Origin of the sequence: Candidatus Phytoplasma citri (assembly GCF_002009625.1) — a bacterium.
GTDB lineage: Bacteria > Bacillota_I > Bacilli_A > Acholeplasmatales > Acholeplasmataceae > Phytoplasma > Phytoplasma citri.
In genome coordinates, this window is sequence record NZ_MWKN01000017.1 from 1 (window position 1) to 14,836 (window position 14,836).

Genomic DNA, 14,836 nt, shown 5'->3' on the forward strand with positions numbered 1-14,836 from the left:
TCCATAGAAATACTAATAATCTTGTTCTTATTAACTAATAAATTTGAAATCAATATTATATTTATATTTGATTTTTATCGGTTTTTTCTTATATGAGAGAATATAACCTTAATGTAAGGTTATTTAAATTTAGAAAAAAAGACAAATAATTCAAAAATTAATGAAAGAAACAAATCAATAATAACAACAGAATAGATCAATTATTATGACTAAGATAAAATTTTATAATGTTACTTGAAATTTGTAATTATTGTTTAGATATTATGAATATACACCAATAATTATTTTAGGTTTTGAATTTAATATAAAAAAATTTTAAGATAGATTAAAATTATTAAATATAATTATTAATTACAAAAAAATAAATTTGATGTTATGTATAACATTTTAATATTCAATAAAAAACTATAAAAATCAAATTTAATAAAATATTTATTAATTTATTGCGGAACGGAAACAAAAATAAATGACATTAAATTTTAATAAAAATATTTCAATTTTTAGGTTATTTTTTTTATTTTTGCTTTTTATTTTTTTGGTAACAAAATTTTTAATTAGGCAAAATAATATAAATAATCATTATCATTTATATCAAATTTTAAAAAACGATACGATCGAAAAATCCCAAAATAAAACAGAAACAAACAACATTTCATCAAATGTTAGTAAATTTAAAATTAATTTAAAAGATTTTGAAACTATACAAATTTATATTTTTTCCGATAATTGTTATAATAAACTTTCCATTATAAATAAAATTAATAATGAAGAAAAAAAAATAATTGAAAAAATTAAAAATAAATGGAATTTCGCTTTAGAAGTGAATATAAAAAGAGAAAACAATATTCATGATTTAGACATGAAAATTAATCATTTAATTAAAAACCAAAAATTAATTCAATCACAAATTGAAGAATTAAACAAAAATTTTTTTAAAAATGAAAATAATATAAATGAAAAAAAATTATTATATCAACAAAAAATTAATGTTTTGCAAGAAAGATATAAATTGAATCAAGAACGTTGTCAAAAATTTGAAAGAATTAAATTTAGTTTTATTGAACATTCGAAAAGAATACTAGAAGCTCAAAAACATAAACTCAAAGCAGAATTATACTCTTTTTATGAATTAATTTGACATTAAATAAATTAAGTAACTAAAATTATTCAGAATTAAATTATTTTCCAGAAATAGATATAATTAAATCTCTATAAAAAATTGCTTTATCAAAATCTAATTTTTTAACAGCTTCTTTCATTAATTTTTTTAATTTAGTTAATTCTTTTTTGGTAACATTTTTAGGATCAAGATTGATTTCCTTCATAAAATCTTTTTGATTATTTTGACTCAAATTATTAAGATTTAGTTTCTTATTAATAATTTTAGGATTAACATTATATTTTTGATTATATTCTTGTTGAATAATTCTGCGTCTATTGGTTTCAGCAATAGCTATTTTCATAGCGTTTGTAATGTTATCTGCATACATAATTACTTTACCTTGAATATTGCGAGCAGCTCTACCGATTATTTGAATTAAGCTACTTTCATTTCGTAAAAATCCGGCTTTGTCAGCATCTAAAATAATCATTAAAGAAACTTCTGGCAAATCCAAACCTTCTCTTAATAAATTAACTCCAATTAAACAATCATAAATTCCCATGCGTAATTTTTGTAAAATTTGTAAACGCTGCAAAGCTGGAATTTTGCTATGTAAAAAAGTCACTTTAATACCCATTTTTTTTAAATAAAAACTTAAATCTTCACTAAAAGTAATGCTGATAGTGGTTACCAAAACTTTTTCATTTTTAATTTGGCGTTTTTTTATTTCTTCAAATAAATTATGCATTTGGTTTTGAGTTGATCTAATTTCAATTTGAGGTTCTAAAATAAAAGTTGGTCTAATTATTTGTTCCACTATAGGAATATTCTTGTTTAATTCATACTTTCCAGGTGTTGCCGATAAATAAATGATTTTATCTATTTTTTTTTCAAATTCTTTAAATTTTAACGGCCTATTATCTAAAGCGCTTGGCAAACGAAAACCATATTTAATTAATTTTTGTTTACGCGAATAATCTCCAAAAAACATACCTTTAATTTGTGGAATAGTAATATGAGATTCATCAATAATAATTAAAAAATTTGAACCAAAATAATCAATCAAGGTAGTTGGAGGTTCTCCCTTTTTTTTTAAAGATATATGTCTTGAATAATTTTCGATACCTTTGCAATAACCTAATTCTGTTAACATTTCCAAATCATATTGAGTTTTTGTTTCAATTTTTTGAGCTTCTAAAAATTGATTTTGAGATTTAAAATATTTAATTTGTTGAGTTAATTCTTTTTTAATCCTTTTAATACTTTCTTTTAATTTTTGAGGATTAGTTGCGTAAATAGAAGCAGGAAAAATAATAACTTTATTTAATTCTTTTACAATGGTACCATCTATCGTATTGAAAATTTGAATATTTTTTATTTGATTATCTTCGAAAATTAAACGAATTGCTTCTTTTTTTAAATTAGAATTTATCAGATCCAAAATGTTACCGTGAACACGAAAATTACCATTTTTTAATTGTAAATCGTTTCTACAATATTGCAATTCTATTAATTTTTTAAATAGTTCATCCATAGGATAATTTTGATTTTGGTGTAAATACAAAATAGAATTTTTATAATCTTCGATATCCCCGATTCCAAAAATACAAGATACAGATGATACTACAATAACATCATTATGATCAATTAAAGCATTAATAGTATTATGACGTAATTCTACTATTTCTTCGTTAATAATTTTTTCTTTTTCAATATAAATATCACGAGATACAATATATGACTCTGGTTGATAATAATCATAATAAGAAATGAAATATTCCACTTTATTTTCGGGAAACATTTCTTTTAATTCCTGAAAAATTTGTCCTGCTAAAGTTTTATTATGAGCAATTATTAAAGTTTTTGTATTAAGTTGATTAATAATATTAGCAATGGTGAAAGTTTTACCAGTACCTGTAGCTCCTAAAACTATTTGTTCTTTTTCCCCTTTAGCAAAATTATTCAATAATTCTTTAATAGCTTGAGGTTGGTCGCCACTTGGTTGATATAAACTTTTTAATTTAAATTTCATTTTGAGATTTATCCCTTATTTGTTTTAAATATTGACCAGTATAGCTATCTTGATTATTGATAATTTCTTCTATATGACCTTTAGCTACAATATGACCGCCATTTTTGCCTCCTTGAGGTCCTAAATCAATTATATAATCAGCATTTTTAATAATATTTAGATTATGTTCAATCATAATTACTGTATTTTTTTGATTAATTAATGTACGTATTAAAGAAATTAACTTTTCAATTTCAAAAAAATGTAAGCCTTTGGTAGGCTCATCCAATATATAAATATTTTTTGAAAAATAATTTTTATATATTTTTTTAATCAAAATTAATCTTTGTTTTTCGCCATCTGATAAATTATCTAATTTGCTGCCTAATTTTAAATAATTTAATCCTACACTAATTAATAATTCTAAAGCAATTTTAATTTTTTGATGATTATAAAAAAAAGTATATGCTTCAGATACATTCATTTGGTAAATATCAGCAATAGTTTGATTTTTGTATTTAATAGTTAAAGTTTCAGAATTAAATCTTTTACCTTGACATTGATCGCAGGTAATTATAATATTAGGCAAAAAACCCATAAAAATTTTTTTAACACCTTCTCCTTGACAAGCATGGCAAAAAGCAGAAACAGAATTTAGAATAAAACGACGTTTGTTATAACCTTTAGCTTTTGCTTCCGGAGATTGAGAAAATAAATTGCTAATGATTTCTGAAATTCCTAAATAATTAATTAAATGATATTTAAGAATTTTATTAAAATTTGGTGCTTCTATATAAATAATATCTTTGAAATTATGTTTATTTTCTGAAAAAATCACTTGATTAAATTCACCAGGTTCGATTTTTTTCAAATTTTTATTTTTTTTAAAACCTTTATATATAACTTCATTAAGTAAAGTTGATTTTCCTGAGCCAGAAAAACCAGTAATCACAATAAATATATTTAAAGGAATATCAATATTAAGATTTTTTAAATTATTAACATAAGCGTTTCGTATTTGAAGAACATTTGTAGAAGATATTTTTGGTTTGATGATGCTCTCAAAAGAATAAATTTTTTTTAAATATTTACCTGTTAAACTATGTTTATTTTCTAAAATATTATTTATTTTGCCAGAACTTACAATAGTACCTCCTTTATTTCCAGCTTCAGGACCTAAATCAATAATATAATCTGCAGATAAGATTATTTCTTGATCATGTTCTATAATTAACACAGTATTACCTAGATTTACTAATTTACGTAAAATTTTAATTAGTTGAATATTATTATATGGATGTAAACCAACAGATGGTTCATCAATAATATAAATAACCCCTGTCAATCGAGAAGCCAGCTGATTAATTAATTTAATCCTTTGTATTTCTCCTCCGGATAAAGAACTAATGTTTCGATTTAAATTTAAGTATTCTAAACCTAATTTTTTTAATAAATTTAAACGTTTTTTAATAGCCGTTAAAGCATCTTGGATATTGATTTTTGCTATTGAATTTAATGTTATATTTTCTATGAAATTTAATAATTCATTAATAGTTAAATTGGTCAATTCATAAATATTTTTATGATTAATTTTATAAGCTAAAGCATATTTATTTAATCTAGCTCCGGAACAATGAGGACATACAGTTAAAGATTTAAATTGATTTAACCAATTTTGAATATTATCATAATTAGCAAAATTTTTTTGATAATATTCTAGAATAGGAATAATTCCGATAGGAAATTTTAAACTTTCATTAGGTAAGTTATCAGGACCATACAATAAAAGATTAATAATAACTTTATTCATTTGGTTTACAGGCAGATAAACATCAATTTTATAAGTATCTAAAAAATCTTTTAATTTTTCTTGAAGATTTTTTGTAGGATTATTTGGTTGTTCGAAAGGTAATATAGCTCCATTCAGAATAGATTTATTTAGATCTAAAATTAATTTTTCATCAAAAACCATTATACTTCCTAAACCTTTACAATGATTACAAATTCCTTTTTTTTTATAAAAAGAAAATAAATTCATTTTATTTTCTAATTGAGTTAAAGAGTTTTTACCATCATTATAATTTAAATCGAAAGATAGTATTTCTTTATTTGGTAGCATAATTAATATTTTCTGTTTATTAAATTTTAGAGCTAATTCTAAAGAAGAAATTAAACGGGAGGTTATTTGATTGTTTATAGTTAAGTGATCAATAATTACAAAAATATTATTTATTTCCTTTATTTCTAATTCATTAATTTCTTTAATGTTATTAAAAGTAAAAAAATTGTTATTGATTAAAAAACGATTAAAACCTTCTTTCATGAAATTTAAGATTTTCGGATGAAATATCTTTTTTTGACTATCACCCAATGGAGATAAAATTATAATTTTTTGGTTTTTAAAAAAATTTAATAATTTATTCATTATTTGTTCTATATTATATTTTTGATAAGGTTGATTATTTTGTATATCGTAATAAACACCTATATGCGCATAAATTAATTGTAAATAATGATAAATTTCTGTAATAGTACCGACAGTATCTTTAGAATTATTAACAATTTTTTTTTGTTCAATGTTAATTACCGGAGCTAAACCCAAAATATAATTAATATCAGGTTTTTTTGTAAATTGAAAAAATTTACGATCATAAAAATTTAAAGATTCTAAATAAATTCTTTTTCCTTCTTGATATAAAATATTTTGTACTAAAGAAGTTTTTCCGGAACCTGAAATACCAGTAAACACTACTAATTTAAATTTGGGAATTTCAACATCAATATTTTTTAAATTATTTTCTCGAGCGCCTTTAATTATAATTTTATCCTGTAAATAATTAAAATTTTGATTAGCCATAAATATCCTTTATAATATATAAAATTTAAATTTTTTTAATTTTCAATTGATAAGATTGCCAATATTTTCTTGATTATTAATTTTTCTATGAAAATTAATAGTAAAATTATGAACCTCTTCGCTTAAAAAAAATAAAAAACGGAATAAAAAACTTTTATGATTTAACAAAATCTCTTGATTAGGTAAAATTAAACTTTCTAATCGATGTTTATTATTTTTTTTTAAAGCACCTAAATTAAATTTCTTTATTAAATTTTTTAAAATTTTTTGACTGATATTAAATTGCCCTATTCCGCCATCAACTAAAATTAAATCTGGAAAAGGCAAATTAAGATTAATTAATTTTTGATATCGACGTTCAATAGCTTCTGCTAAAGAATTATATTCGTTCGGATAAGTTTGTTTAATACGAAAAGCGCAATAAGATTTTTTTTGCAATTGATAATTTTTAAACACAATAATGCCACTTACAAAATATTTACCAAAAGAATGGGAAATATCGATAACTTCAATATGATTAATATTATTTTGATACAATTTAGATAATTCACTTAAAGCTATTGTAGTAGCTTCTAATTTAGCGCTATATAATAAATTATATTTATTTAAATTTTCTTCTGCGTTTTTTTGAGCTAATTCTTGTATTTGTTTTTCTTCGGTATTGAATTTGACTGAAAATTTAGTATTAATTATTTTTTTTATTTCTGGTTTTTGCTTAATCAAAGATGGATTTAAAAGAATTTTTTTAGGTAATAAATGATTTTGATAATATAAATGTAAATAAGTAATCATATTATCAATGGGATCATCGATATATTCGGAAACTACTTGATAATGTTCTTGAATTTTTCCTTGATACATTTTGAAAATATACAAAGAAATTTCATTTTTATTAAAACAAAAACCAATAATATCGCAACTTAGATTAGGTTTTAATTCAATAAATTGTTTAATAGTAATATTTTTTAAATGTTCTAAAATTTTTTGATATTCTTGTGCTTTTTCAAAATTTAATGTTTTAATAGCCGTTTTTATTTCATTTTTAATTTTGTTAAAAATATTTTTATTTTTGCCTTGCAAAAAATCATGAATTCCTCTAATATTCATAGAATAATCAATAGATTTATTATTAGGGCAACAAGGTCCTAAACATTCATTAATTTGATAATAATGACAAGGTTTTTTAGGAATAGGTTGACAACGTCTTAAAGGGTAAATTTTATGCAATAAACGTACTGTTTCTTTCATACTATTGTTATACGGATAAGGACCAAATACTTTAGTTTTATCAGGAACCTTTTTATAATAAGAAATTTTTAAACGAGGATGTTTTTCGTTAGTAATTTCAATATAAGCATAATTTTTATCATCTAATAATTTAAAATTGTATTTTGGTATATGTTTTTTAATTAAATTAGCTTCTAATATAAAAGCTTCTAATTCGTTATGAGTAATAATATATTCTACATCGCATATTTCTTGAATTAAATTATTAGTTTTTGGATTATGATTTGTTAAGTAAAAATAACTTTTAATTCTTGAAAATAAATTCTTGGCTTTTCCGATATAAATAATATTATTATAACAATTTTTAAATAAATAACAACCAGATTTTTGGGGCAAATTGTTAATTTTAGTTAGCAAAAGAAAATTAATTTTATTTTTTGTTATTTTTAAAGACATATTTCATTTAATTACCATATTTAAATATTTTCCGAAAACACAATAATTTTAAATTATTTATTCTATTTATTGTTTCAAGATTTTTTTGACTAAAAAAGGCATCATATACAGATGCCAATGAATTTATTTAAAAACATAAAATATTTAATAATTTTTTGAATTTAATATTAATTTTATAATAACTGAAAAACAATAAAAAGGCAAGTTTTTTTGATTATTAACTTTGTTTTAATCCGAATATATTAAATTTATTTTTAGTCATTTGGAATGATAATTTAATTGCAAAAATAACAAAATTTTCTATCTTTATTTTTATTTTAAAATATTTTCTAAAAAAATTAATTAATTGTAAAAAATATTTTATGATTATTTGTTATTATCTTTTGATATTTTAATTTTTAAAAAATTTAATAATAAAAAGAGAAAGATTCCTTTTTGATACTTCAGAGTGGGTCTTGGTATTGATAAAAATATTTATTACGAATTATTTACATTATATATAACTAACATTAATTGAAATAGAAAATTTCTTTATATATTATTTATTTAACTATAATTTAATTATAATTATGCATTTGATTTTAAGCATTATTGTTTTAGATTTGGATTAATTTTTATTTAAATATCTCTTAATTGATTAATTTATAGGTGTTTAACATAAAAATCCATACTATTTATATAGATTATTGATTTTTATTTAAGATCTATTATTTTATTATACATTTTGGCTTTATTTTTAATAGTAAAAACTTTTTTTAAAATGATTTGATATATTCCAAAAATTTGGTTATTAAACTTTAAATTAAAAGTTATATTATTTTATATAACTTAATTTAAACATTTTTATTTGTTTTTTTCCTGATTATGCTGATAATTTTTGTCATGGTTGCATTCGGTTTGTCCAAATTATAATAACATAACGATGATCATATATATCTTTTTAGCCATACATGGTTATTATTTATAAAATTATTTAAATAAAGAAAATTTTATCATCAAAATTTTGTATAAATAAATTATTTTGTAAATAAAATTCTGTTATTTTTTATTTATTTATAATAAATAATGAATAATTAAGTTATAATTAAACTTATAATCTAGATAAAAGATTAAAAATAGTTAAATAATCTTTATAAACTTTTCATAAAAATAAAAAATAATTTTAATTATACACAAATTTTATTTTTGCATGAATATAAAATTTAATAATTATTAATGAAATGAATTTTAAGCGAAAGGAATAAAAAAATATATTGTTTGCATTATAAAAAAATTTTTAATTCCATCTAAATCGATTACTTTCAATATTAAAAAAATACAAATTTAAAAATAAAAAATATATTTTAATTAAAAAGAATATGAAAATTATTTTATTAGTTATAATTTTTACAATAATATCGATTTCAATATTAATATTTCGTTTGTTCTTTTTCAAAAGAAAATTACAACAATTTTCTCAACACATTAGAAAAAAAATAAATTATATCAATACATTGATGAACAAAATATATGAAAGTATTCGAGTTCGCTATCCTTCTATTTATTATGAATTACAAAAAATCGATAGTTTTGTATTATCTAACAAGTTTCCATCATGTTCTATTGAAAAAATAAAAATAATCTTAAAACATTTGGAAGATATTGAAAATATTTTAATTCAAGTACACTGCCAAAAAAATAAAAACAATCAAATAGAATTTAGCATTCCTTATATGATGCTTTTAACATATAATCAAATAATTGAAGTTTTATTAGATAAATATGGAGAAGTACCTGGAAACTATTTCTTGAATCGAAAATGTAATCAAATAAATGAATATATTAAAAGATCTTCAGAAGGTTTACAAATACATCATATTAAAGAAAACGAAATGAAAGGGTTATCTAATCCTGAATTTGCTCAACAAGCTCCTTTTAGTTATCAAATGGGATATAATTTAGTTTATTGTAATTTATTAGAACATTTTTTGTTGCATTGTAAAATTTGGGATCATTCAACTAACCCATTACAAATCGATGTAGGAAAAAATGGAGCTAAAATATTGTTAAATGAATTAGAAAAAATTCATTTTGATAATACTTGGCAATATCAAAATTATAAACGTAAAGCAGCTCAAACCATTTTTTTTCAAAAAAAATCATTTTTTCAATGCCGTAGATTTTTTATAGTTCTACACATAATTAAATCTTAATAAAATATTAAGAAAAAAAACCGAGTTTATAAACAAAAAACTAAATTATTATTTAATCCTGGTAAGTTTTTATATGTTGCCAAAGTTTCGAAACTTTTTTACTTTTAAAAAAAATTCTTTAAGACTAACTTGATAGTTAGTTTCCAAGAGTTTTTAAAAAGTAAAAAAATTGTTTAAAATTCGGGAACAGCTCACTTCGATAATAATTAATTCATATAAAAAAGAAAATTTTTATTGTTAAATAATAAATTAACCAAGAAAATATTAATTTCTTGGTCAATTGTATTTAATATAAGATTCATAATTTAATATAAAATAAAAAATCATATTTATACATAATAAAATTTGCCAATTTGAAATTGCCATTATTTTGATTAAATAATTTTTAATATTTTTAGACATTATAGTTAATGATGAAAACAAATAAATAATTAAAGGACCACCTAAAATCAAATTAGACCAATAACTTTTAATAAATGAAATCACAATATTAGATTTATTTAATAATTTTAAAATAATCTTTATAAAAGCATATACAAAATATAATTCCATAATAATTTTTAACCATCTTTTTGAACGGTTGTAATAATATTTAAAGTTATCCAAAAATTTGGTAGAATTAAATAAAATCAAATCATCAAATGCAACAAAATTATTATTCTTAAAAAGATATGTATAATAAAATTTTTCTAAAATTTCATTCAACGAATATTTAAAATTAGAATTATTAACATTAGGTTTGCGTAAAGAATAATTGCAGATAATTTGTTTAATTAAAGAAGAATAAGATGGATCTTTAATATCATTATTCTTTAATAATGTGCGATTGGTTAAATTTAAATTAATACCAAAAATATCTTTTTCATAAAAATTTTTATTTTTTTGTAATAAAAGCAAATAATCATATTCAAAATCATCTGATCCCAATAGAAAACTAAAAAAACGAGTTAAAAAACCAGTTTCTAATAATTTAATTATTAAATCTATATGTTTACCAGATTTTAGTCTAATTATATTTTGATGATATTCGAAATCTCTATTTAAAGAGTTCAAAATATTTTCATTACCAAATATAATAATTTTTCCTATAGATGATAATGAATTCAACATCATGGGATAAATATTTTTCTGAAAAATTTCTCTTCTTTTTTTATTATGCAAAAACTCTTGATGATGATTTTCATAATATTTTATTAATACATTGCCATCACAAATAATTAAATCTAACTCCGGTAAACAAAATTTTTTATTTTCAATATCAACACAAAGTAACTCTTGATTTTTTAATAATAAATTCATACGAGCTAAACCAAAACCTATAGGATGATAACGAGTAAATAAATTATTATTATCACCTGAGATGATACAACCACCATATATATTACCTTTAAAGGATTGTTTATGATTAATTTCTAATATATCAATAATTTTATTTAATATTAATCCTAAATCGTTATCACAAGTCATATCGTAAATATTGGCATTTATTAATAACTTTGATTTAATCAGTTCAGGTATTAAATTGTTAAAAAAATCTAAATTTAAAGCCATTTTATGACTATACATTTTTTGTTTTTGATATTCTAAAATAACTTTTTGAAATAATGTATTTAAATTATTAATCGATACTTGATGAATCATTAGCATTATATTCGACAGAAAATCAGAGTCTAATGAAATCATATTATTTTTATATAAATTTATTTCTTTAAATAAATATTGATATTTAGTATTATTAGAAATATCGATACTATAAAAAGCTTCATGTAAATTGTCAATTAATTTTGATTCGGTTAATTGTTTATTTATTAATTGGTTAACCAAAGAAGACCAAAATAAATTTACAGATAAAATAAAATTATTATTAATATTCTTATCCTGAAAATCTTCACATAAATGATTTTTCTCGTATTGATATGACAAATATTTAAAAGTAATCAAACTTACATATCGATTTTGTAATATATTTGAATGTTCTCGGGTGTTTATCATATTTTTTTAATTCATGAATTAATTGTTGTTCGGGCATATTATTATTCTTTAACAAAATTAATTTTAAAATTCCATTTCCGCTATTTTTCAATCTTAAATAAATAGCTATTTTTTTATTATTAAAAAATTTTTGAATATATATCTCAAAAATATAATAATAAATTTTTATTATAATTTACTCTATATTATACTAAATATGAAAATAAAATCCATCAAATCCTCAAATATAAATTCAATAATTTTTTTAAATCAATTTGTATGTATAATAATAAATCTTTTATCATTCTCTTTAAATTAACTCCCTCCTACAATTCCAATGCTGTTGAATTATATTAACTTCATATTGTTTATCTTTATTAAAAGATCCTTTTATTAGATTTATTTTTAATTATTTTAATTATCTGATAACGACAATAATGATGATTTTGTTTTATCGTTATCATTCGTTTTATCAATTTTATTATAAATATTTTATTTCTATTTTATCATCATCTTCATGAGTTATTGAATCTTGAATTTGTGTTTTTTCATTATCATTTTTAATAAATTGATTATCTTGAATTTTATTTAATTTATTATTTAAAGATTTAAATTCATTTTCTATTTTTGTTATTGTTATTTGAATTTTTATGTTTAAAATAATATAAATGAATATTAACATTATTGTTATAAATATTAAATAAATAAAATTAATCAAATATAAATATTTTTTTATTTTTTTTTCATTTTATAACCTAACCTATAATAAAATAATTATTGATTTCAAACAATTTTGATATTAATTACAAATTATTGAATCTTCATTTTAAAACGATAAATTATATAACATTTGCAAATAATATTTATAATATTTTTTGATAAAAAATTTACCTTAAAAAAATTTTTTTAATTTAAATAAATTTGTTTTTTAAAAAATTTATTCAAAATATCGGTTATATATCTATTGAAAAAACAAATTTATTTATATTATGATCTTTATTAAATTAATATTTTTTATAAAAACAAAGATAAATATCATATTGAATTAATAAATAAACCCAAATAATAATTTAATTTTAGTATCGCAAATGTTAAAATTTAATTTTATATATTTAAAAAAAAAGAATAATATTAAAAAATATTTTCATAATGAAAAAAATTTTTTACAACTTGGAAAATTTTAATACTTTTTTATCAAAAAAATATATGAAAAAATAATTAATAATTGTAAAAATCATCCAAAAATAAATTAATTAATTTATCTTCATAAATCGATTACTATATAATTTTTAACAATTATTTTATAGTATTATAGATCTTTTTTGATTACATTAATTTTATTTTAATAAAAAAAGAAATTAAAAACATTGTAATACAAATCAAAATATATTATTTTAAATTTACAAATTCTAAAAAATTAATAAATTTTTTTTATTATCCATTAGTTTTCAAAAATTAATCATAAAAATTGAATTAAAAATTTTTTTATATTATTAGACAAAAAAAATTTAATTTAAGTCAAAAAAATCGAAAATAACCTTAATATAACGAAAATAAAAAATTTCAAAAAAATATTATTATTTCTTATTATTATTTTAATATTATGGTGCATTTTAATTTTTAACAAGAATGCTTTAATATACAATAATTTAAAAAATTAATTAAAACAAATACGACAAAAATCCGAAACAAGTGTTAACAAACAAAAATATAAGATAAAAGAAAATTATCAATTTTTTAAAAAATCAACATTTATTAAATTTTAAATAAAAAAATTTATTTGCAATTTTAAAATAAAATTTATAAAATCGATGATAAATTAAAAAGATAACTATCGAAAATTAATGATTTTAACGTCAAAAAATATTTCAATATTATATAAAGTGATTAAATATTTTGATGCTTAATCTTTAATTTAATTGTATTTCAAAGATTAATTTGAATTATTTTTATTAATTTTATTTTTAAAAATTTATTTTTTTATTGTTTAAATTAAATTTAAATTATTTGTATTCTAATTAAATTACAAAGATAATATAAAAGAGTAAGATTATAAAAATAATACTAACTATATAACTTAATAAAAAAAATTCAATTATTTTTATTAATATAAAAAAAATTATTAATTATTTTAATTTATTTCAAATTAAATTGACTTAATTATATACATATATTTCCAAATGTTTTTAAAAAAATAATTTTAAATTGTTTATGAAACTTTCATAAATATCATAAAAAATTTTTTATATTTTGATCAAAAGCAATTATTATAATTCGTTTCCAAAAGTTTTTAATATGTAATTAATTTTTATTTAATTTTTTTGAAAAATAATTTTTGCATTAACTAGAAATATATTATATCAAACTTAATAATTTTAATTCTATTATTTTATTATATTTACAATCAAGATTAGCTTTTGATTGAATAAAATAAACAAAAATCTAAAAAAATTAAACCTCAATTAAACTAAATTAAAAAAATAAAAAATTATTTTTTATTAAAAAATGATATATTTTATGGCTTTTTGTGATGATTCTAAAAAATTGATAAAATTAACAAAATAGTTTGAAATTAATTCATTTCTACTAAAAAATATCTATTAAACAAAAAGAAAATATTTTCAATGTTAATTTAAAACAAATCGAGTTATTGCCCAAAGTAGTTCTTTATCAATGTCCTGATTTTATCGAAAAAAGATGTTACCTTGAATCAAAATTTAGTAAAAAATTTAACTATGATGCAAATTTAACACTTTTAAAAATTAAATTAATTTAATAGAATCAATCACACCATAAAAATAAAAATTTTATTTTTTGATTATTAAATAAAAAAACGCCCTACAAAAATGTTAGTTAATTATCTTTTTTACTTCACAAATTATTTTTTTTAAATTGTTCACATATGCTGCTATTTCTTCTTTGTCTTTAAAATTAAAGCTATTTATTTGACTAAGTGATTCAATAAAATTTTGTTTTTTGATTTTGTTTTTTTACCATTTAAAATCTATTTGTTGATCGCG

Annotated in this window: 7 protein-coding genes; 2 read left to right on the top strand and 5 right to left on the bottom strand. The window is 18.9% G+C overall.

What is annotated here, in order from left to right; translation table 11 throughout:
- The first annotated feature begins 520 nt into the window (after positions 1-520).
- A complete protein-coding gene (locus B2G44_RS00760; RefSeq protein WP_143325094.1) occupies positions 521-1,138 on the top strand; it encodes a hypothetical protein in 618 nt (205 codons plus the stop codon).
- Positions 1,139-1,178: 40 nt separating this feature from the next.
- Here B2G44_RS00760 and uvrB read toward each other — a convergent pair whose 3' ends face one another.
- Genes uvrB through uvrC form a run of 3 tightly spaced genes read right to left on the bottom strand, consistent with a single transcriptional unit; the run spans position 1,179 to position 7,653 of the window.
- Positions 1,179-3,134 carry an excinuclease ABC subunit UvrB gene (gene uvrB, locus B2G44_RS00765; protein ID WP_078122959.1) on the bottom strand — a complete coding sequence of 652 codons (1,956 nt, stop codon included), beginning with the start codon at positions 3,132-3,134 and terminating at the stop codon, positions 1,179-1,181.
- Positions 3,124-5,970, bottom strand: a complete 2,847-nt coding sequence (gene uvrA / locus B2G44_RS00770; protein ID WP_078122960.1) for an excinuclease ABC subunit UvrA — start codon at positions 5,968-5,970, stop codon at positions 3,124-3,126. The genes uvrB and uvrA overlap by 11 nt, the downstream gene beginning before the upstream one ends.
- A gap of 42 nt (positions 5,971-6,012) precedes the next feature.
- Positions 6,013-7,653: an excinuclease ABC subunit UvrC gene (uvrC, locus tag B2G44_RS00775; RefSeq protein ID WP_078122961.1), complete on the bottom strand. Its 1,641-nt coding sequence runs from the start codon at positions 7,651-7,653 to the stop codon at positions 6,013-6,015.
- A gap of 1,496 nt (positions 7,654-9,149) precedes the next feature.
- On the opposite strand from uvrC, the gene B2G44_RS00780 reads away from it, so the two are divergent.
- Positions 9,150-9,845, top strand: a complete 696-nt coding sequence (locus B2G44_RS00780) for an SAV1803-related protein (RefSeq protein WP_478210018.1) — start codon at positions 9,150-9,152, stop codon at positions 9,843-9,845.
- 276 nt (positions 9,846-10,121) lie between these two features.
- Here B2G44_RS00780 and B2G44_RS00785 read toward each other — a convergent pair whose 3' ends face one another.
- Together B2G44_RS00785 and B2G44_RS00790 are read right to left on the bottom strand one after the other, a co-directional pair.
- The gene (locus tag B2G44_RS00785) at positions 10,122-11,837 is read right to left on the bottom strand and encodes a hypothetical protein (RefSeq protein WP_078122963.1); all 1,716 of its coding nucleotides are present in this window, start codon (positions 11,835-11,837) and stop codon (positions 10,122-10,124) included.
- Between the two features lie 460 nt (positions 11,838-12,297).
- Positions 12,298-12,534 (bottom strand): hypothetical protein, encoded by a 237-nt coding sequence (locus tag B2G44_RS00790; protein WP_078122964.1) that lies wholly within the window; start codon positions 12,532-12,534, stop codon positions 12,298-12,300.
- Positions 12,535-14,836 lie beyond the last annotated feature (2,302 nt).

Bases quoted from the DNA above. Each gene is read 5' to 3' on its own strand.
- uvrB (WP_078122959.1), bottom strand. From the start codon at position 3,134: ATGAAATTTAAATTAAAAAGTTTATATCAACCAAGTGGCGACCAACCT.
- uvrC (WP_078122961.1), bottom strand. From the start codon at position 7,653: ATGTCTTTAAAAATAACAAAAAATAAAATTAATTTTCTTTTGCTAACT.
- B2G44_RS00785 (WP_078122963.1), bottom strand. From the start codon at position 11,837: ATGATAAACACCCGAGAACATTCAAATATATTACAAAATCGATATGTA.
- B2G44_RS00780 (WP_478210018.1), top strand. From the start codon at position 9,150: ATGAACAAAATATATGAAAGTATTCGAGTTCGCTATCCTTCTATTTAT.
- uvrA (WP_078122960.1), bottom strand. From the start codon at position 5,970: ATGGCTAATCAAAATTTTAATTATTTACAGGATAAAATTATAATTAAA.